The following is a 21076-nucleotide window of genomic DNA, read 5'->3' on the forward strand; positions in this document are numbered from 1 at the left end:
TTTTTTGACTACCCCCACATAAAGGGTAGTCAAAAAAGCCCCGTCCCAAATTAGCTGCCCCGGCCTCGTCGGTGGGGGAGGGTCTGCTCCGCTATAATCGCCTAGGACATTAAATGGAAACGGGACGGGAGCCATACATGCGCCAGGGTTTCGACAACGCGAAGTATATCGAGCTGCAGGCTGCTCACATTAAGGAGCGCATCTCGCAGTTTGGCGGCAAGCTGTATTTGGAGTTTGGCGGCAAGCTGTTCGATGACTATCATGCGAGCCGCGTGCTGCCGGGTTTTGAACCGGACAGCAAGTTCCGCATGCTCAAGAGCATTGCCGACGACGTCGAGGTCATCATCGCAATCAATGCGAACCATATCGAGAAGAACAAAGCCCGTGGCGACTTGGGCATTACCTATGACGAGGACGTCCTGCGTCTGGTCGATCTGTTCCGCGGGAACGGATTTGCCGTTGCCGCCGTGGTTATCACGCAGTATGCCGGTCAGCCCGCTGCCGACGTCTTCCGCAATCGTCTAAACGCGCTCGGCATTCCCGCCAAGCTGCACTATCCCATCGAGGGCTATCCGCACGATGTCGACCTGATCGTTTCTGATGAAGGCTACGGCAAGAACGAGTTTGTCGAGACCACGCGTCCGCTCGTTGTCGTGACGGCGCCCGGCCCTGGCTCGGGTAAGCTCGCCACCTGCCTGTCGCAGCTGTATCACGAGCACAAGCATGGCACCGCTGCCGGCTATGCCAAGTTTGAGACCTTCCCGGTCTGGAATCTCCCCCTTACGCATCCGGTGAACATTGCCTATGAGGCTGCCACGGCAGACCTCGATGACGCCAACATCATCGACTCGTTCCACCTTGAGGCATATAACAAGACCACGGTCAACTACAACCGAGACGTTGAGGCGTTCCCGGTTGTTCGCGCCCTGATGGAAAAGATCTTGGGCGAGAGCCCCTATCAGAGCCCCACGGACATGGGCGTCAATATGGTCGGTTTTGCCATTACCGATGACGATGCATGCCGAGATGCCTCCAAGATGGAGATCGTGCGCCGCTATTTTGCCGCGGTTGAAAGCGTGCGCCGTACTGGCGTGGGCGATGAGCAGGTCGACCGTCTCAAACTCATTATGAAAAAAGCCGGCATCGACAAGAACTATTCGCCGGCACGCTCGGCTGCTCTCACCAGGGAGCAACTGACGGGCGGTCCCGTGGGCGCCATGGTGATGCCGGACGGTTCGGTAGTGACCGGAAAGACCTCAACGCGTCTGGGCGCCGCGAGCTCGCTCATCATGAACGCGCTTAAGCATGTTTCGGGCGTCGATCTTGAGCTCGAGGTCATCAGCGATGAGGCGATTGAGCCTATCAGCAAGCTCAAGACGCATTTCCTTGGCAGCAAAAACCCGCGTCTCCACACCGACGAGACGCTCATGGCGCTCTCTATCACCTCGGCCACGAGCGAGACGGCTACTCGTGTTCTTTCGGGTCTTGAGCAGCTGCGCGGCTGCGACGCCTTCTTTAGCGTGATTATCTCGCCTACGGACGAGACGGTGCTGCGCAAGCTGGGCATTAACGTGTGCTGCGAGCCCAAGTTTGAGCGCCGCGGTTTCTTCCATCGCTAAGATTGAGATGAGACGCCGCATCGGAGTGCGCACCCGATGCGGCGCTTAGGGGTTTTTAGGGCTATATTTGCCGAAATTTAGGCCGTTTACCTGCCCAAAAGCGATTTGCGCGGTATACAATTACCTCAGTGGATACATCCTTTGCGGGGCTACCCATGATGGATGTTACCGGCCATCGAGGGATGCGCCGGTCATGCGCGGTGCTTTTGATGCTCGTGCTCGGTTTGAGGAGGCTGCCATGGCGGGCAAGGGTCGTGCGAGTGTCAACGATATGAAGCGTGTCGAGGTGCTGGTGCTGATGGAGATCGCTCGGCAATCTAAGGGAAACGGTGCGCCGTACGGTTTCTCGCGCAAGACACTCTCCGAGTGCGTAGGGGTTTCGCCGTATCGTGCCCGCGCTGCAATCGACCGTTTGGATTCTGATGGCCTTATCGAGGTCGTTTCTCGTTATAACGATGATGGCGGCCAGCTTGCAAATGGCATATGCCTGACCGGGCGAGGCGAGTGGTACCTTAAGGGTGTTCGTGCCGGCATGCTTGTTCAAGATATGTTGAAGGATGAGACTGCCGATCGGTAACAACACGGCAGTTTCGACGAGCCTGCACCGCCCAAAGCTACTTGGGCGGTGTTTTGTTTCGAGATGGAGAAATGCGGGCATGCGGGTGAAAAATAGCGAGCGGCTTGCTTTTCGAGTATTACAATGAAGACCCGTAAGATGTGAATGGAAAACTTCTACGGGAAGCGCAGGTAATTCAATATGACCAAGCATGTGTTTGTAACCGGCGGCGTAGTTTCGTCTTTGGGTAAGGGCATCACCGCGGCCTCGTTGGGCCGTCTGCTCAAGTCACGAGGCTACAAGGTGACGATGCAGAAGGCCGACCCGTATCTGAACGTCGACCCCGGCACCATGAGCCCGTTTCAGCATGGTGAGGTCTTCGTGACCGAGGATGGCTACGAGTCCGACCTGGACCTGGGCCATTATGAGCGCTTTATTGACGAGAATCTTACCCGTGATTCCAACTTTACGACCGGCGCTATCTACAAGAGCCTGATTGCCCGCGAGCGTCGCGGTGACTTTTTAGGCGGCACCGTTCAGGTGATTCCGCACGTCACCAACGCCATTAAGGATAAGTTCCGCCGCATCGAGGAGCAGACCGGTTCCGACGTGGTCATCACCGAGCTGGGCGGCACGATTGGCGATATCGAGTCGCAGCCGTTCGTGGAGGCCATCCGCCAGTACCGTAAAGAGGCCGGCCCCGAAAACGTCTGCTACATCCACGTGTCGCTCGTCCCCTATATCGCCGCCGCGCACGAGGTCAAGACCAAGCCCACGCAGCATTCGGTCAAGGAGCTTCGCAGCTTTGGCATTCAGCCCGACATCATTGTGCTGCGTTCTGATCACCATATCGACGATGCCATCCGTGGCAAGATCGCAAGCTTCTGCGACGTCGATACCGACTGCGTCTTTACCAACGAAGATTGCGCGAGTATTTACGATGTGCCGCAGCTGCTCGCCGAGCAGGACTTTGACCTGCGCATCTGCGAGCGACTGGGCTTGGACCCGCGCGAGCGCGACATGAGCGAGTGGAACGAGTTCCTGCGCAAACAGAATCATGCCAACCACCATGCCGACAAGGTCAAGATCGCCGTTGTGGGCAAGTATACCCAGCTCCCCGATGCCTACCTGTCGGTTATCGAGGCCCTGCATCATGCAGGCGTTTTCTATGATCGTCATGTGGACGTGCAGCTGGTCGACGGCGAGAGCCTCGACGAGCAGAACGTCTCCGAGGTGCTGGGCGACGCATCGGGCATTTTGGTGCCCGGCGGCTTTGGCAAGCGTGCCCTGGAGGGCAAGATTCTTGCTGCCGAGTTTGCTCGCGAGCATAAGATTCCGTATCTGGGCATTTGTCTGGGCATGCAGGTCGCCGTGTGCGAGTTTGCCCGCAACGTGGTCGGCCTTGCCGGCGCTAGCTCCTCCGAGTTCGATCCGGACGGTCCGTTTAGCGTAATTGACCTGATGAGCTCGCAGGAGGACGTGACCGAGAAGGGCGGCACCATGCGCCTGGGCGCCTATCCGTGCAAGCTCACTGCCGATACCCTTGCGCGCGAGGCCTATGGCGAGGAGCTTGTCTATGAGCGCCACCGTCATCGCTTTGAGTTCAACAATGCCTTCCGCGACCAGCTCGAGGACGCGGGTTTGGTTATCTCGGGTCTTTCGCCTGACGAGCGTCTGGTCGAGATGGTCGAGCTGCCGCGTGACGTGCATCCGTGGTATGTGGCCACCCAGGCCCACCCCGAGTTTAAGAGCCGTCCGACCAAGCCGCAGCCTCTGTTCCGCGAGTTCGTGCGCGCCTCGATTGGCCAGCACGAGGGTGTCGATCGCCTGCAGGTGACGCCCATGAACCTCGCGACGGACTAAGGGTGTCAGCGAACGAAAGACATACCGAAGATACTCCCTCGTTGCTCGATACGGTGACGGGGGAGTATCTTGATTACCTTGCGGTCGAGCGAGGCTTGGCGCGCAATACGATCGCGGCATATCGTCGTGACTTGACGACTTACTGTTCCTACCTGGAGCGGGCCGGTGTTGAGTCCTTTGAAGGCGTGAACCGTCAGATAATAGAGGGTTTTGTCGGTGATCGGCGCGACGGGGGCTACTCCGATGCCTCGGTGGAGCGTGCAGTTGCGGCCGTGAAAGGTTTGCATGCCTTTTTGGTTCGCGATGGAATCGTCGCCCAAAACCCGACGGCTGCACTGCGCCTGCCCAAAAAGGCGGAGCGCCTTCCGGAGTGTCTCTCGGTAGGGGATGTCTCGGCGCTCCTCGACCAAGATTTCCCGGAAGGGGAGATGGGTTTGCGGGACCATGCCATTTTGGAAGTGCTCTATGGATGTGGCCTGCGCGTGAGCGAGTTGGTGGGGCTCGATGTGGGCGACGTTCATTTTGACGACGGCTTTGTGCTGGTGCGCGGCAAGGGCTCGAAGGAGCGGCTTGCCCCACTCGTGGGAAGTGCCGCACGGGCTATGGCTCAATATATTGCTGATGGGCGTCGGCGCCTGGCCGCTCATGCCCGCGGGTCAAAGACGCCGGCAGTCTTTTTAAATAAGAACGGTGGTCGCCTGTCGCGTCAGAGTGTTCACGTCATATGCGAGCGATACGGGCGTCAGGTGGGACTGGTGGGGCTTCATCCTCATACCTTGCGTCACTCCTTTGCGACCCATATGCTTGCGGGCGGTGCCGACCTGCGCGTGCTACAGGAGATTTTGGGACATGCCGACATTTCGACCACACAGGTCTACACGCATGTCGACCGCACGCAGCTGACCGAGGTCTACCTGGCGGCTCATCCGTTGGCGCATCGCTAGCGACTCTTTGACCTGCATATTTACAACTAATGGGGGACGGACCCCGGGTTGTCGTGACGCGGTTTTGTGCGCGTATCGGCAATCTGGGGTCCGCCCCATCTTTTGTCTTGCGCCGATGCGCCGGTGGGTCACGCGTGACGTTGGTGGGGAAGTTTGGGGGGCGATGTGAACGGCGCGTAAAGGGACACAAAATTCGCCTCAAGGTCAACTTGAAGGTTGAGGTTGAAAGCCGGGCTGCTACAGATGGCATCCCGGCTTTGCTGTAAACACAACATGTTGTGTTTTCGAACATATGAACGAGGGTGTTTTACAGCATATAGAGGGTGGAGTAGTGGGGTGTTGTGGGGGAAGGTGTGGGGAAAGATGTTGAAAAATGGGGCAGTTCCCCATATTATTAATGACGTCGACAGGCGGGGTGGTTCCCCGCGTACGTGCCATCTGAGTAACCGAGGGGAGGGCGCACATGGGAATGACGGGTGCATACGAGCGCAATCTCGATGCAAAAGGTCGTCTGTCTCTGCCTGCACCCCTTCGCGAGGAGCTTGGAGAGCATGTTCGCGTGTTCAAAGCCCTGGATGTCGATGCTCTGTACGTGTTCTCTGCCGAGGCCTTCGATAAGTGGGTCGAAGGACTCTTCGCGGGTCGTGAGGGCCACGAGGGTTTTAACCCGCGTGACATCAACGACCAGAAACTCATGAGGGCGATCAACAAGCGCACCACCTCGATGGATGTGGACAGCGCCGGTCGTATCGGTCTTTCTGAGTCTCTCCGCAAGCAGGCGAACCTCGACCGCGAGGTCACGGTTGTGGGCAACTACGACCACCTCGAGGTTTGGGACCGTGCTACGGCCGATGAGGACGATGACGATGAGGCTCTGCTGGACCTCTTCTTCTCGTAAGGGCAAGGCATGAGTAACGGATGGAGCGTGGGATCTTGACACAAGAATATCGGCATGAACCTGTCATGCTAGGCGAAGTGCTTGAGTCGCTGCAGCTAAAGAGCGGATCTGTCGTCTGCGATTGCACCCTTGGCGGTGCCGGTCATTCGGTAAAGATGGCCGCGCAGGTGGGGGAGACGGGTCTTTTGCTTGGCGTCGATCAGGACGACATGGCCCTCGAGGCCGCTGGTGCCCGTCTGGACCGCGAGGTCCCCGGCGTCCCGCATCAGTTGTTGAAGGGCAACTTTGGCGACTTGGACGAGCTGCTTTGCTCGGCCGAGGTGCCCGGGGTCGATGGCTTCCTGTTTGACTTGGGCGTTTCGTCACCGCAACTCGATATCCCTGGCAGGGGCTTTTCGTATAACGAAGATGCCCCATTGGACATGCGGATGGATCCGGGTAACAACACCCTAAACGCAGCTGAGGTCATCAACACCTATAACGAACACGACCTCGCCCGGATTCTACGCGTCTATGGTGAAGAGAAGTTCGCCTCGCAGATTGCACGCGAGATCGTGCGTCGACGCGAGTCCGAACCGATTGAAACCACCGGTCAGTTTGTCGAGATCATCAAGGCTGGCATTCCGGCTGCCGCTCGTCGGCATGGCGGACACCCGGCCAAGAAAAGTTTCCAGGCCATTCGCATCGAGGTCAATCATGAACTCGATGTGCTCGAGAGAGGACTTGACGCCGCCACCAGGTGGCTCAACCCGGGCGGACGCATCTGCGTCATCTCGTATCACTCGCTCGAGGACCGTATCGTAAAGAACCACTTTAAGGAGATGAGCCAGGGGTGCACGTGTCCGCCGGAGATTCCGGTGTGCGTGTGCGGCAACGTGCCGATACTCAAGGTCATCACCCGCAAACCCTTGGTTGCCCAACCCGATGAGGTTGCGCGCAACCCTCGGGCGAGATCAGCCAAAATCCGCGTGGCGGAGCGCTTGTAGCGTTACGCGCGCGATATTGGACCTCCCGCTCGCACCATAAACGAAGCTTAAACACACTACCAACGTACTCGGGATGGGAGGCGGCATATCATGGGCTACAACACCTCAAACGCAGCACTCGCCTATGATATGAACGCCATGCCCGCCTACCGCGAGGCACCGCAGGCGCCCGCTGCTCCCCGTGAGCAGCGCACACCGCGCTTTGATGTCTACACGGGCGCGGGCCGTCAGGCAAACCAGGCGGTAAGCCCGGTTTTCATGAGCGTTCTTAAAACGTTTTGCATCATTGCGGCTATCTTCATGACGATTGGCGTCGCCCGCGTGGCGCTTGCAAGCGTTACGGCCCAGGTGCTCAACAGCAACGCCGAGCTTACCAACACGCTCGAGAAGGCGACCGATGAGAGCTCTGACCTTGAGGTCATGCACTCTGTTTATGGTGCCGATACGCGCATTCGCGATCTTGCGGGCGCTTATGGCATGGTGGAGCCCAGCGAGAGCGTTACACTTGATTTTTCGCAGGATGCAGCCGCGGGCGCTAGCTCGGTTGCGGCTGTCCAGTAATAAGACGGTAGCTGAGTATGACAAATGATTATCGCCGCGGTCCAGACGGGAGTCGCGGGCAGGGACGTCCCTCTTCGCAGGGACGTTCTGGTTATCAAGGATCGGGTCGGTCATCTTACAACTTGGGGTCGAATCGTGGCAACGACCCAACGTCGCGCCTTCGCGGCTCGGATGACCCTCAAGTACGCAATAGCAGATCGAATAGACGATCTTCGACCGAATGGCTTACGGGGACGCCATTGCCTCGCCGTAATGTCGTCATGGGTTGTATCGGTTTGGGCCTGGCTGCGGGCGCCATCCGCCTTACCGACTACCAGATCGTAAATGCCGATGAGTTGCGCGGGCGCGCCGATGCTCGACGCCTGCTTGCGGAGACGCTTTACGCCAAACGCGGCACGATCTACGACCGAAACGGCAACGTGCTGACGTCGTCGGTCGAGTGCAGCAATGTCGCCGTGAATCCACAGCTGATCGAGGATGTCGACAAAACGGTATCGGCCTTGGTTAAGGCGACTGGAATCGATAAGAAGACTTGCCGCAAGCTGGTTCAGTCCGATGGCACCTGGGTGTATATCAAGCGCCAGGTGGACGAGGACGATGCCGCGGCATTGAAGAAGAAAAATCTGCCCGGCGTGCTCTTTGAGCAGGCGATGAAGCGGGTGTATCCATACGGCAATCTGGCTTCGCAGGTTCTAGGCGTGGTGAACGTTGACAACGTGGGCCTAACGGGACTTGAAAAGCAATATGACAAATTGCTGACCGGAACAAACGGCACGCTGGTACGAGAGCGTGCGAGGGACGATAGCTATATTGCGGGTGGCGCCTATAAAAAGGTTGCCGCCATCGATGGCGTTGACATCGTGACGACGCTGGATGTCAATATCCAGCGTGCAGCAGAGGACGCTCTGGCGGAGGCGGTTGAGAAGACCAAAGCCAAGAACGGTTCGGCTTTGGTGACAGACCCTACTACCGGCGAGATTCTGGCCGCCTGTTCGTATCCGACCTACGACCCGACCAATTTGGAGAACGCCAAGACCGAGGATATGAACTTGCGCTTGGTCACCGATGCGTATGAACCCGGTTCGGTCTTTAAGACGCTCGTTGCAGGTGCGGGTTTCGACTTGGGCGTCGTGCGCTCGAGTACGTCGTTTGAGGTGCCGGCGAGCATTAAGGTCGGCGACGATACCGTCACCGATGCCGATAAGCGTGACTACGCCATGACCATGGATGTGCGCGAGATGATGCGCCGCTCATCCAATGTTGGCTTTGTATTGGTCGGGCATAAGATCGGCGCGGACGATTTTGCCGCGTACGTGGACAAATGGGGCGTTGGACACAGTTCGGGCATCGATTTTCCCGGCGAGAGCCTTGGCATTGTCAAGGAGCGTGACCAGTATGACGGCGCCACGTTGGGCTCGATGAGTTTTGGCCAAGCGCTGTCTGTCTCGCCGATCGAGATTGCGCGCGCCGTGGGCGGCATTGCCAACGACGGCGTGATGATGACGCCGCACTTTTATAAATCCAGCAAAGGCGAGGAGAAGGACTGGGGCGAGGGCGAGCAGGCAATTTCTGAGGACGCCGCCGCCCAGGTGATATCGTGCATGCAGACGGTCGTTTCCGAGGGCACGGGTGTCGGGGGCGCCGTCGACGGTTACGACGTGGCGGGTAAGACCGGTACGGCCGAGCGCGCCGATGAAAAAGGCGGCTACCTCAAAGCGAGCTATATGTCGTCCTTTATGGGGTTTGCCCCGGCGCAAGCACCCAAGGTTTTGTGCTATATCACGCTCGACGGAACGCCGAGCGGTTCGGATGCTGCTGCCGTGCCGTTCCAGGTCATTATGGCTAACGCGCTCGATGTGTTGGGTATCCCACGCACCAAGTAGGGGGTTACAATCCTGAAAAGGGCTGTCGATTAATCTGGAGGGTGTTCACATGCCCTGCACCACGCATGCGCGGCGCTGGGATACAATACGCCGATAGCATTATTAGGTTTACAGGGGAGCTGCAATGATAGAGATCGCCGTCAACAACCTCGCGGCCGCAACAGGGGCCCGGACCGTGACGGGAGAAGCCGATCGGGTATGCCGTGGGTGCGTTATCGACTCGCGCCAGGTTGAGGAAGGCACGATTTTTGTTGCCTTTCCGGGTGAAAAAGTCGACGGCAACGATTTTGCTTCCCGCGCCATGGAATCGGGCGCCGGTGCTGTTGTGATGACGCGCGAGCCCAACGCCGAGCTTGTATCGCTGGCTCAGCGTAAGGGCTGCGCCATCCTACACACCGATGATCCCGAGGAATTTTTGCTGCGCCTGGCACATGCCTATCGCACGCAGCTTGGCTGCCTCGTGGTTGGCATTACCGGCTCTATCGGTAAGACGACGACCAAGGATGTCCTTGCGGCAGTGCTTGCCAAGCGCTATCGCGTTTGGGCCACCAAGGGTAATTTCAACAATCTGATCGGTATGCCGCTCACGGTTTTGGCCGCTCCTGCCGACACCGAGGTGCTGGTTCTCGAGATGGGTATGAACCATTTTCACGAGATCGAGCGCCTTTCTCGGTCCGCCAATCCCAACCTTGCCATCGTGACCAAGATCGGCACCTCTCATATTGGAATCCTGGGAAGTCGCGAGAATATCGCCCGCGCTAAGTCCGAGATTGTTGGGGGCATGTGTGCCGCCGACGACCTTCTCCCGTTGCTGGTTTTGGGCGGCGAAGACGACTTCACCCCGTTCATTCGTGAGACGTTTGCCGAGCCCGCGGGTATCGACGTGATGCTGGCGGGTGTTTCAGATGTTGATGAGGTTTGCGCCCGCGGCATTCACATTGATGACGAGGGCCGCCCGGTCTTTACGCTTGACTTTGGCATGGGTGAGTCCGTTGACACCATGCTCGCCATTCCCGGCGTCCAGTCCGTTCCCAATGCCGTTAAGGCCGCCGCAGTTGCCTATCGTTTGGGTGTGACCCCCGAGCAGATCGACGCTGCCTTTAGGGGTATCGCGATTACCGGTCATCGTCAGGAGATCAAACACGCCAAGAGCGGTGCCCGCATTATCGACGACTCGTATAACGCCAGCGCCGAATCCATGGCTGCTGGCCTTGACCTGCTGTGCTCGCTTTCGTGTTCCGGCTCTCGAATGGCGATTCTGGGCGAGATGGGCGAAATGGGCGACGAGGCCCCCCGCATGCATGAGCTGGTGGGCGCCTATGCCGCGGCTAAGAAGCTCGATATGCTGGCGTGCGTGGGCGGTGAGCTGGCCGCTCGTATGGCCGAAGCCGCGCGCATGATGGGCATGGACGAGGACCGCATCCAGGTGTTCTCCGATTATCAGCAGGTGCTCGACCGTATGGCCGGCGCACTTGAGAAACATGACGTTGTGCTGGTCAAGGGCTCTCGCTTTGTCGAGCTCGACCGCTTTGTGGAAGGTGTGTGCTAGCCCATGTTCGGGAACCCCGCGTATCCTACATACCAGGCCTTTTTGGGACTTGGCATCGCCGCCGCCATTGCGCTGCTGCTCATGCCGTGGTGGATCAAGCTTCTTAAGGTCGAGGGTATCGGCCAGCAGGTCCGCGCCGATGGACCCAAACGCCACCTGATTAAGCAGGGCACGCCCACCATGGGCGGCGTTGTCATTCTCGTAGCCGTTTCGCTGACGTGCCTTTTGATGGGCAAGCTCACCACCGAGCTTGTGCTCGTGCTGCTTGCCACGCTTGCAACCGGCGTTCTGGGCCTTATTGATGATTTGACCTCTGTCACGCACGGTCGTTCGCTCGGCCTGACGCCCCACGCCAAGATGATTGGTCTCACCATTATCTGCGTCACGTTTACCGTGCTTGCCGTCAGCTGGTGCGGCGTTGCCCCCGAGATTCGTTTTCCCGGCGGTCTGACGATTGACCTCGGTATCTTCTCGACCACCATTGGTGGCCTTACCTTTCCGTGGCTCTACATCGTCTTTTGCTGGCTGATGATCGCCGGTCTTTCTAATGCCGTGAACCTGACCGATGGCCTTGACGGCCTTGCCGGTGGCACCTCCATGATTGCCATGCTTGCCATGGCTGCCATGGCGTTTTTGCACGGTGACGTAAACCTGTCTATCTTCTGTACCGCATGTGCTGGTGCTTGCCTGGGCTTCCTTTGGTTCAACTGCTATCCGGCGAGCATCTTTATGGGTGATACCGGCTCTCTTGCCTTGGGTGCGGCCTTTGCCTGCACGTCCATTATGACCAACACCGAGGTCGTCTCGCTCATCATCGGCGGCCTGTTTATCGTCGAGACCCTGTCGGTCATGATTCAGGTCGTCTACTTCCACTTTACGCATAAGCGCGTCTTCCTTATGGCGCCCATTCATCATCATTTCGAGAAGAAGGGATGGGCCGAGACTAAGGTCGTCATCCGTTTTTGGATTGTCGCTGCCGCTTTTGGCGCTCTGGGCCTTGCCCTGTTTTTCCAGTTGGGATAGTGGTTTTTCATGCCTCTTGCAGATTCCTTTAGCCTGCTCGTCTTGGGCCAGGGTAAGTCCGGTCTAGATGTCGCTCGCTGGGCGCTTGCGCACCCCGAGCGCGTGAGTACCGTTACCGTGTACGGCGGCGGCACGTCCGAGCCCAATGATGCCACGCGCTCGCTCGAGGCGCGCGGGGTATCGTTTGTCTACGGAACCGAGCAGGTCGAGGGCGCGTTTGATGTATGCGTGACGTGTCCGGGCATCTCGGAGTTCTCGGCATTCTTTAAGGCTGGCCGCGATCACGCTGCCCAGATCATGGGCGAGCCCGAGTTTGCCTACCGCCTGTCTCCCAAAAATTGGATCGCCATTACGGGCACCAACGGCAAGACAACCACCACGTCGCTGACCGACTACCTGCTTAAGGCAGCGGGCGAGGCGAGCGTTGCTGTCGGTAATATCGGTGAGCCTCCGGTGAACGAAATCGACGACCGCGCGCATAACGAGTGGTTTGTAGCTGAGCTTTCGAGCTATCAGATCGCAACGACCCAGGAGCTTCACCCCCGTGTGGCGGTGCTGCTCAACATCACCCCCGACCATCTGGGCTGGCACAAGAGCCATAAGAACTATGCGCTCGCCAAGATTAAGCTCTTCGAGAATATGGTCGATGATGACCTTGTGGTTATCGACGTCGAGGATGCCGGTATCCATGAATTCGATGAGTATGTCTACACGCCGGGTCGTCGCATCTGCAAGGTCGCCTTTGACGAGCCTGCGGGCGAGGACGCCGCATTTGTGCGCGATGACAAGATGGTCATTCGCCTGAAGGGCGTCGAGACCCCGCTCATCGCCACGTCCGAGCTCAAAATCTCCGGACATCACAATGTCATCAATGCCCTGTGCGCTGCCACGGCTGCCCTGGCCGTCGGTGCCGATGTCGACGGTGTGTGTCGCGGCCTGGCCTCATTCCAGCCGCTGGAGCACCGCGTTGAGCCCTGTGGCGAGATCGATGGCGTGCGCTTCGTCAACGATTCCAAGGCAACGAACACCGATGCGGTCGAAAAGGCCCTGACGGCGTTTCCCGACGACGACGTGATCTTGCTGCTCGGTGGTCACGATAAGGGCACGCCACTCGAGTCCTTCGCCCGCGTTGTCATGGACAACGTGCGATCGGTCGTCTGCTTTGGCGATGCGCGCGAGCGCTTTACCGCCGCTATGGACGAGGCCGATGTCGATGGTGACGTTGATATCGCTCAGGCTGACGACCTGCGCGACGCCGTCGACGTTGCCCGTTCGCTGTCGAGCCGAGGCGACGTGATCCTGCTTTCTCCCGCCTGTTCTTCGTTCGATGAGTTCTCGGGCTACGAGGAGCGCGGCCGCGTGTTTAAGGACTACGTGGCCCAGCTTGCCGCCGCAGCGAAATCGCAAATGGAATAGGGGCCGCCGGTGAGAGAGGAGAGCCCCCGACAAGGTATGAGGAGGCCCGACTCGGACCGTGCTTCCTCGCAGCGCAGTACGCCGCGTTCCGGTCGCAGCGGGCAGACGCTCAGCGAACGCTATATTGCCGGCGTCCCCGCCCGCATCATGCGCCCTCGTTTGATATTCATGGCGTGCCTGTTTACTTTAGTGTGCTTTGGTCTGCTGATGGTGTACTCGGCGTCATCGGTCGAGGCATTGCACGAGAACGGCTCGGCGACGTTTTTCCTGGTTCGACAGGCTACCTTTGCCGGGGTTGGCGTGCTTGCCATGGTTGCGATCGTTCGCGTCTTGCCGGACAGCTGGTTTGGGGAAAATGTACTTAGGATCTTCCTTATCGGCATGATTCTCTTGCTGTTTGCGGTATTTCTTGTCGGCAGTGGCAGCCGTGGCGCCACGCGCTGGCTCAACATCGCCGGTATTCAGTTCCAGCCGTCTGAGTTTTTAAAGCCGTTTGCCATCGCGTATTCGGCCATCATACTCGACCGTTTCTTTTCGCCCGGTGGCAACATCAACGAGTTCCTTCGTAAGATGGTCGTCTACTTGGGCATTTCGCTCTTTTTGATCTTTATCCAGCCCGATTATGGCACCGTCTTGATCATCTCGCTGACCCTCATGTGTATGGCGTTATTTGCGGGCCTAGACCCCAAGTTTATCATCGGCGTGATCATTCTCGTCATTGTCATGAGTGTGTTTGCGCTTGTTGCAGAGCCGTACCGCATGGTGCGTGTTCAGGTTGCCCTGAACCCTTGGGCCGACGAGTATGGCGATGGCTATCAGGCAACGCTTGCCATCATGGCGTTTGCTTCGGGCGGCTTGTTCGGCCGCGGCATCGGTAACTCCACCATGAAGTATTCGTATCTGCCCGAGGCACACAACGACTATATTCTGGCCATTATCGGCGAGGAGGTCGGTTTTGTCGGGACCGTGCTGCTCTTCCTGGTCTTTGCGATGCTGATTTACTCAGCGTTTCGCATTGCCGAACAGGCTGCGGACCGTCGCGGAGCGCTCATGGCATCGGGTTCCGCAGTCATTCTCGCGGTACAGTTTTTGATCAATGCGCTGGGCATCCTCAACGTGTTTCCCATGACGGGTAAGCCGCTGCCGTTTATCAGCTACGGCGGTTCGTCGATTATCGTATCGCTTATGCTTGCGGGGCTGATCTTGCGCGTCTCGCACGAGAGCGCCCGTCGTGATGAGTACGACCGTCGCCGCGAGAGCTTTGCCGTTATGGACGAGAGCACCGCCGGCGTGCCCCATGTGCGCGGCGATCGCCCTTCGCGCAACGGTTTTACCGTCTTGGATGGCTCTGCGTCCGAGCCGTCGGCTCGTCCGCGCCCGCGAACGGCTCCGCAGGGGCGTCCCCAACGCCCGAACCCCCGAAGCTCGGGCGGCGGATATAATCGAATCAATTTGAATTCGGACCCATCGGCGCGTCTGCGCACCGACGATCAGGGACCGCGCGTACGAAGGGATTTTCATGACCGATAAGATGACCGTTGCTATCGCAGCCGGCGGCACGGCGGGACATATCAACCCTGCGCTTGCCTTGGCTGAGGAGTTGCGCGACCGCGGACATCATGTTGTGTTCGTGGGCCAGTCGCACAAGCTCGAGGGTCGTTTGGTTCCCGAGGCCGGGTTCGATTTTGTACCTATCACGGTCACGGGCTTCGACCGTTCCCGTCCTTGGACCGCGCTGAGCTCGCTGTGGCGCGTCAATAAGGCCAAGCGCTCGCTCGCCAGCCATTTCTCAAAGGTTGGCAAGCCCGATGCGGCTATCGGTTTTGGTGCCTACGTCGAGGTCCCGCTGCTGGGCTGGTGCAAGGACGCGGGCGTTCCGTACCTGCTGCACGAGCAGAACTCTGTTCCGGGTCTGGCCAATAAGATGATGAGTTCCCATGCCGCCCGCGTGTGTATCTCGGTGCCGGCTGCGCGCTCTGTCTTTGAGCGCGAGGGCGACCCCGAGCATGTGCTTATGACCGGTAATCCGGTGCGCCGCTCGGTCATTGAGGGCGATCGCGCCCGCGGCCGCGAGGCACTTGGCGTGCCCGAGGATGCGACGCTGCTGCTCGTCTTTGGCGGTTCACTCGGTGCCCAGCATCTCAACGAGCGAGTAGCCTCGCTCAAGGGCGAGCTGCTGACCCGCGAGAATCTCTACATTTTGCATTCGACGGGAGCCGACGGCTTTGAGGACACCGAGCGCGCTTTGGCGCTGACGTCCGATGAGATGAAGCGCTATCGCGTCCAGCCCTACATTGACGACATGGGCGACATGCTAGCTGCAGCTGACCTGGTGCTCTCGCGCTCCGGCGCCTCGAGCGTGGCCGAGATTGCCGCCCTCGCCGTGCCTTCGGTGCTCGTGCCGTATCCGCATGCCACGGCCGACCACCAGACGACCAATGCGCGTTATCTGGTCGATGCCGGTGCCGGCGTGCTTTGTGCCGATGCCGATATCGATGCTCCGGCGTTTGCCGAGGAGCTGCTGCATCTGGTCGATGACGCCGCAGCGCGCGATGCCATGCGTCAGGCGGCGCGCGGGTTGGCTCAGGACCGCGCCGCCGCACTTTTGGCCGATGCGGTAGAGGGTTTGCGTTAGTTAGACGGGATATCGAGCTTGCGCTCGCGCGGATGAGGTAGGTGCGGTACAGTTAACGGGTTACAGGCAGTGTTTACGCAAGGAGTACACGAGCACATGGCTGATTCCCAGACTGCAACCTCCGCGCCCGAGTTCAAGAGCGCCCACTTTATCGGTATCGGTGGCGCCGGCATGAGCGGCATCGCTCTCGTTTTGCACGAGCGTGGCTATGCCGTTACCGGTTCCGACCTTAAGACCTCGCGCTACATTCGTCAGCTTACCCGTGCTGGCGTGAAGGTTCATGTGGGCCACGAGGCCGCCACGATCGATGAGGTCAAGCCCGACGTGGTCGTGGTCTCTACCGCTATTCCCGAGTCCAACCCCGAGCTTGTGCGTGCTCGCGAGCTCGGTATTCCTGTGTGGCCCCGCGCCAAGATGCTCTCGGCTCTGGGCCACGGCTACACCACCATCGCTGTTGCCGGCACGCACGGCAAGACCACGACGTCCTCGATGTGTGCCACCATGCTCGACCGCATGGGTCTGGATCCCAGCTTTTTGATCGGCGGTATCGTCGAGGGTTACGATACCAACGGAAAGAACGGCTCGGGTGACTACTTTGTCGCCGAGGCCGATGAGTCTGACAGCTCGTTCCTGTTCCTGAACCCCAACGTGGTCATCGTGACCAACGTCGAGGCCGACCATCTCGACCACTACTCGGGCATCGAGGAGATCGAGGCCACCTTTGCCAAGTTTATGGGCCTGGTTGGAGAGAGCGGTACCGTCATCGTTTGCGGTGAGGACCCGCATCTGGTCGAACTCGCCAAGTCGACGGGTCGCCACGTGCTTTCCTATGGCTTTGCCGAAACCAACGACGTCGTCTGCGTGCATCCGGATGTCAAGGGCATTCAGAGCGACTTTATCGTTCGCTTTGAGGATGGGACCGAGCATGCTGTCGAGATCAAGAGCAACCCCGGTCGTCACAACATGCTCAACGCCACGGCAGTGCTAACCGTTGCCCATGTCCTGGGTCTCGACGTCGACGCCGCAGCCGAGGCGCTTTCGAGCTTTGAGGGCGTCCGCCGCCGCTTTACCCATGTGGGCGATATTGACGGCATCACCGTGGTCGATGACTACGGCCATCATCCCACCGAGATCAAGGCGACGCTTGCCGCCGCCTCGTCGCTGGGCTATAAGCATGTTGACGTCGTGTTCCAGCCGCACCGCTATTCGCGTTTGCAGGCGCTGTGCGATGACTTTGCCGATGCCTTCGCCAATGCCGATAAGCTGCTGCTCATCGATGTGTTCTCTGCCGGCGAGATGCCGATTCCGGGCGTAACCTCCAAGATGCTCGCTGATACTGTGCGCGCCAAGCACCCTGGCAAGGAGGTCGTGTACTGCTCCAGCCGTCTCGAGCTCAATCGTGAGCTCGATAAGATGGTAGGTGAGGGCGATCTGCTGCTTACTATGGGCGCCGGCGACGTTACGACCGTTGGCCCCGAGTTCATCGAGTATCTGACTGCCAAGAAAGACGCTTAGCCCCTATGGGTCTGTTTAACGCCGTCATGGCGCTTTCGGGCATGATCGACACGGATGTAGTCGAGGATGAACGCCTTGCGCGTCATACGAGTTATCGTATCGGCGGCAAGGCCGACCTCTTCGTGACGTGCCATAGCTATCATGCCCTTCGTCGTGCCGTGGCAGTACTCGACCGTGAGCAGGTGCCGTGGGTCATTATCGGCAAGGGATCTAATCTGCTCGTTGCCGATGCGGGCTATCGCGGCGCCGTCATTTCGCTGGGGCGTGAGTTTCAGCGCACCGTTGTTGCCGAGGACGGTTGCACGCTGACCGTTGGCGCGGGCGTTATGTTCGCACGTTTGGTCAACGATGCCCTGTCGCGCGGGCTTTCGGGCCTTGAGTTTGCGGTTGGCATCCCCGGCTCGGTCGGCGGCGCCGTATCTATGAACGCCGGTACGCGTACCGAGTGGATAGGTTCGCTTGTCGAGGATGTGGTCACGTTTGACCCGGCATCCGGCATTAAGCATTATGCGGGGTCCGAGATTGCCTGGGGCTACCGTGAGTGCAGCCTGCCGCGTAACGAGATTATTCTCGAGTGCGTGCTTAAGCTCAAGCCTGCGCCTAAGGCCGACATTCGCGAGCGTATGGAGCGGTACCTGACGAGGCGCAAACGCACGCAGCCCATGGGTCGCGCTTCTTGCGGGTCGGTCTTTCGCAATCCACCCGACGCGAGCGTTGGCAAGCTGATTGAGGATTGTGGATTAAAGGGTTTTTCGGTTGGCGGTGCGGAAGTTTCGCCCGTACACGCTAATTTTATCGTTAATAACGGTACCGCCTCGGCCGATGACGTGGCCGCGGTTATCAGGCATGTGCACGGAAAGGTGAGGGAGGCGTATGGCATCGAGCTCAGACCGGAAGTCAAATTCCTCGGCTTCTAGAGCATCGAAACCTACCTTCCGCCGCGCCGGAGGGCGTTCCGGCGCACCCGTCCAGCCTCAACGCAAGCCCCCTGTGTCCTCCAAGCCCGCTGGATCCGTACGGTCCGCCAAACGTCCGGTCGTCGGCTCGCAACTTGGTGGACGCCCTGCCGCAAAAAAGACGGTTCACCCGGCTCCGCGCCCCTCGGTGACGCCTAAGTCGGCGATGGGTGCCAAGCCCTCTCGCCCCATAGTGACGCCCAAGCCCTCGCTGGGGGCTAAAGCGACGCATCCCGGTCGTGCGTTGGGCGCTGCCAAGCCGCGCTCGTTGACGTCGGTGCCCGCCACTAAGGCACCTGCGACCAATAAGGGTATCAATCCGCTGTCGTCGCTTGGCGCCATGGCGAGTAAGACGTCCGAGGCCGCCTCTGCCGTTAAGGGCAAGGGCAAAATCGTGGGCGGTATCTTGGCGGCTGTGGCCGTGCTTGCCGTCGTTGCCATCGTCGTTATCAATTCCGGCCTGTTTGCCGCTACCGATATTCAGATCGAGGGCAGCGAGCATGTGACCAAGCACGATGCCATGCAGCTGATCAGTCTGCCCGAGAACACATCGCTCTTCAACGTAAATCCCGACCAGATTACCGAAGATCTCAAGCAGAACCCGTGGGTTTCGGGCGTGGACGTTCAACGGCAGTTTCCCCACACGCTCGTCATTACGCCGACGGAGCGCAAGGTCACCGCGATCGCTTATATAAGTTCCGACGATCTTGCCTGGGCCATCGGCGACGATGACACCTGGATCGCACCGCTTTCGACCTCTGTGGAGGTGGACGACCAGGGAAATGTCGTCACTTCGGGTGAGGGCGCCAACACATTGAGCGGCATCGATGCTGCGTTGGCGCTGGCCAAGCACTACGGGGCCGTGCTGCTTACCGATGTCTCGGCTGATGTCGAGCCGGTTTCGGGGCGGGCTGTTTCTTCCAAGGCCGTTAAAGCGGGCCTGGATTACGTGCGTGGTTTTTCCGGCGAATTCTTGGCGCAGATCAAGGATATTTCTATACCTTCGGTCGAGGCCATCTCGGCGAATCTTGATAATGGCGTTGAGGTCTCGCTGGGCGATTCTGATGATATCGCCAAGAAGGAACGCGTCGTGACCAAGCTTCTGTCGCAGGTAGAGGGCGTAACCTACATCAACGTTCGGTCTCCCGGCAACTATACGTTTAGAAACGCACCGACCGCTTAGCGTCGGTGCGTGGCTTTGTTGAGGGGCCATACCACGCCGTTTATCTGGTTTGTTTGGTTTTCACGGTCAATTATTTGACTGATACGTTCATAATGTGCAAACATAATACGGTTTACCTTTGCATTTACTTTCAACCTGAAGGTTAATGTGCGCAGGGGTCAACCCATGCTATGGCTATAACCTTTGTTCGGAGGACCGACATGCACGAGACAGAGATCAACAACTACCTTGCCGTCATTAAGGTGGTCGGCGTCGGCGGCGGCGGTACCAACGCGGTCAATCGAATGATCGAAGAGGGCATTCGTGGCGTCGAGTTTGTTGCCATCAACACCGATGCTCAGGCGCTCGCGATCTCTGATGCCGATATCAAGGTCCACATCGGCACCGACCTTACCCGCGGCCTGGGCGCTGGCGCCAACCCCGAGGTTGGTCGCAAGGCTGCCGATGAGTCCCGCGATGACATCGCCGAGGCGCTCGCTGGCGCCGACATGGTGTTCATCACCTGCGGTGAGGGCGGTGGCACCGGCACCGGCGCCGCTCCCATCGTTGCCGATATCGCGATGAACGAGGTCGGTGCGCTGACCGTCGCCGTCGTGACCAAGCCCTTCACCTTCGAGGGCCGCAAGCGTAAGAAGAGCGCCGAAGAGGGCATTAAGACCCTTTCCGATTGCGTCGACACCATGATCGTTATCCCTAACGACAAGCTGCTCGACATCGCCGAGAAGAAGACCACCATGCTCGAGGCCTTCGCGATTGCCGATGGCGTCCTTTCCCAGGGCACCCAGGGCATCACCGACCTCATCACCGTCCCGGGCATCATCAACCTGGACTTCGCTGATGTTAAGACCATCATGAAGCAGGCCGGCACCGCCATGATGGGTATCGGTACTTCTTCTGGGGACACCCGTGCCGTCGACGCCGCCCAGCAGGCTATTTCCAGCCCGCTGCTCGAGAGCTCTATCGATGGTGCTACGCGCGTCCTGCTCTCCATCGCAGGCTCCAAGGATCTGGGCATCCAAGAGATCAGCGACGCTGCCGACGTTGTCGCCAACGCCGTCGATCCCGAGGCCAACATCATCTTCGGTACCGTTGTCGACGAGTCCCTGGGCGATCAGGTGCGCATCACCGTTATCGCTACGGGCTTCTCCGACTCTAATGTCAACCGTCAGGACGAGCTCTTCGCTGCCCAGCAGTCCCAGAGCAAGGCTTCCGTTGTCGAGCCTCAGCGTACCGCTCCCGCTGCAAGCTCGGCTCAGTCTGCCCCGACCCGCAATGTCGGCGGTACGGAGCTTCCCAATTTTGGTAACGACCAGTTTGAGCTTCCCGACTTCCTTAAGCGTGGTAGCTTCTAGTTCGTTTTTCTCAACGACCTGCACGGGGTGTATCCATTTGGATGCACCCCGTTTTGTTTCTCGTTTGTAAACGAAAGTCTCCAATCTCTTTACGTTCCCCTTACGTTTGGTTCCTACCGCTGCGGGTATCCTTTTGT

The 21076-nt window shown here is 59.0% G+C and carries 17 protein-coding genes; all 17 read left to right on the forward strand.

The genetic code is table 11. The annotated features are described in order from the left end of the window. The first annotated feature begins 137 nt into the window (after window positions 1-137). The 17 genes from ACTNA2_RS03430 (at window position 138) to ftsZ (ending at window position 20939) form a co-directional block, all read left to right on the forward strand. On the forward strand, window positions 138-1619 hold the full coding sequence (locus tag ACTNA2_RS03430; protein WP_154515227.1) for a DUF1846 domain-containing protein: 1482 nt from the start codon (window positions 138-140) through the stop codon (window positions 1617-1619). A gap of 193 nt (window positions 1620-1812) precedes the next feature. Then, on the forward strand, window positions 1813-2196 hold the full coding sequence (locus tag ACTNA2_RS03435) for a hypothetical protein (RefSeq protein WP_441048612.1): 384 nt from the start codon (window positions 1813-1815) through the stop codon (window positions 2194-2196). 180 nt (window positions 2197-2376) lie between these two features. Further along, entirely contained in the window at window positions 2377-4038 is a 1662-nt protein-coding gene (locus ACTNA2_RS03440; RefSeq protein ID WP_441048613.1) for a CTP synthase, read from the forward strand. 2 nt (window positions 4039-4040) lie between these two features. After that, on the forward strand, window positions 4041-4982 hold the full coding sequence (xerD, locus tag ACTNA2_RS03445) for a site-specific tyrosine recombinase XerD (protein WP_427747788.1): 942 nt from the start codon (window positions 4041-4043) through the stop codon (window positions 4980-4982). A gap of 463 nt (window positions 4983-5445) precedes the next feature. Next, window positions 5446-5880 carry a division/cell wall cluster transcriptional repressor MraZ gene (locus ACTNA2_RS03450; protein ID WP_035137949.1) on the forward strand — a complete coding sequence of 145 codons (435 nt, stop codon included), beginning with the start codon at window positions 5446-5448 and terminating at the stop codon, window positions 5878-5880. A 20-nt stretch (window positions 5881-5900) separates the two neighbouring features. After that, window positions 5901-6866: a 16S rRNA (cytosine(1402)-N(4))-methyltransferase RsmH gene (gene rsmH / locus ACTNA2_RS03455; protein WP_154515233.1), complete on the forward strand. Its 966-nt coding sequence runs from the start codon at window positions 5901-5903 to the stop codon at window positions 6864-6866. Between the two features lie 90 nt (window positions 6867-6956). Next, window positions 6957-7427 (forward strand): hypothetical protein, encoded by a 471-nt coding sequence (locus ACTNA2_RS03460; protein WP_427747787.1) that lies wholly within the window; start codon window positions 6957-6959, stop codon window positions 7425-7427. Between the two features lie 239 nt (window positions 7428-7666). Beyond that, window positions 7667-9310: a peptidoglycan D,D-transpeptidase FtsI family protein gene (locus tag ACTNA2_RS03465; RefSeq protein ID WP_441048614.1), complete on the forward strand. Its 1644-nt coding sequence runs from the start codon at window positions 7667-7669 to the stop codon at window positions 9308-9310. Between the two features lie 124 nt (window positions 9311-9434). After that, window positions 9435-10859, forward strand: a complete 1425-nt coding sequence (locus ACTNA2_RS03470; protein ID WP_441048615.1) for a UDP-N-acetylmuramoyl-tripeptide--D-alanyl-D-alanine ligase — start codon at window positions 9435-9437, stop codon at window positions 10857-10859. 3 nt (window positions 10860-10862) lie between these two features. After that, entirely contained in the window at window positions 10863-11882 is a 1020-nt protein-coding gene (gene mraY / locus ACTNA2_RS03475; RefSeq protein ID WP_154515238.1) for a phospho-N-acetylmuramoyl-pentapeptide-transferase, read from the forward strand. A 9-nt stretch (window positions 11883-11891) separates the two neighbouring features. Continuing rightward, window positions 11892-13298, forward strand: coding sequence for a UDP-N-acetylmuramoyl-L-alanine--D-glutamate ligase (gene murD, locus ACTNA2_RS03480; protein ID WP_441048616.1), 1407 nt, complete (start codon window positions 11892-11894; stop codon window positions 13296-13298). A 36-nt stretch (window positions 13299-13334) separates the two neighbouring features. Next, a complete protein-coding gene (gene ftsW / locus ACTNA2_RS03485) occupies window positions 13335-14828 on the forward strand; it encodes a putative lipid II flippase FtsW (protein ID WP_441048617.1) in 1494 nt (497 codons plus the stop codon). Further along, window positions 14818-15933: an undecaprenyldiphospho-muramoylpentapeptide beta-N-acetylglucosaminyltransferase gene (murG, locus tag ACTNA2_RS03490; protein ID WP_441048618.1), complete on the forward strand. Its 1116-nt coding sequence runs from the start codon at window positions 14818-14820 to the stop codon at window positions 15931-15933. Before ftsW ends, murG begins: the two co-directional genes overlap by 11 nt. A 96-nt stretch (window positions 15934-16029) precedes the next feature. Further along, window positions 16030-17448, forward strand: coding sequence for a UDP-N-acetylmuramate--L-alanine ligase (gene murC, locus ACTNA2_RS03495; RefSeq protein ID WP_441048619.1), 1419 nt, complete (start codon window positions 16030-16032; stop codon window positions 17446-17448). A gap of 5 nt (window positions 17449-17453) precedes the next feature. Beyond that, window positions 17454-18365 (forward strand): UDP-N-acetylmuramate dehydrogenase, encoded by a 912-nt coding sequence (gene murB, locus ACTNA2_RS03500; protein WP_154515248.1) that lies wholly within the window; start codon window positions 17454-17456, stop codon window positions 18363-18365. 205 nt (window positions 18366-18570) lie between these two features. Continuing rightward, a complete protein-coding gene (locus ACTNA2_RS03505) occupies window positions 18571-19587 on the forward strand; it encodes a cell division protein FtsQ/DivIB (RefSeq protein WP_441048620.1) in 1017 nt (338 codons plus the stop codon). Between the two features lie 200 nt (window positions 19588-19787). Next, window positions 19788-20939 (forward strand): cell division protein FtsZ, encoded by a 1152-nt coding sequence (gene ftsZ / locus ACTNA2_RS03510; RefSeq protein WP_427719199.1) that lies wholly within the window; start codon window positions 19788-19790, stop codon window positions 20937-20939. The last annotated feature ends 137 nt before the right edge of the window (window positions 20940-21076 follow it).

The organism is Collinsella sp. HCP28S3_E9, assembly GCF_052065455.1.
GTDB lineage: Bacteria > Actinomycetota > Coriobacteriia > Coriobacteriales > Coriobacteriaceae > Collinsella.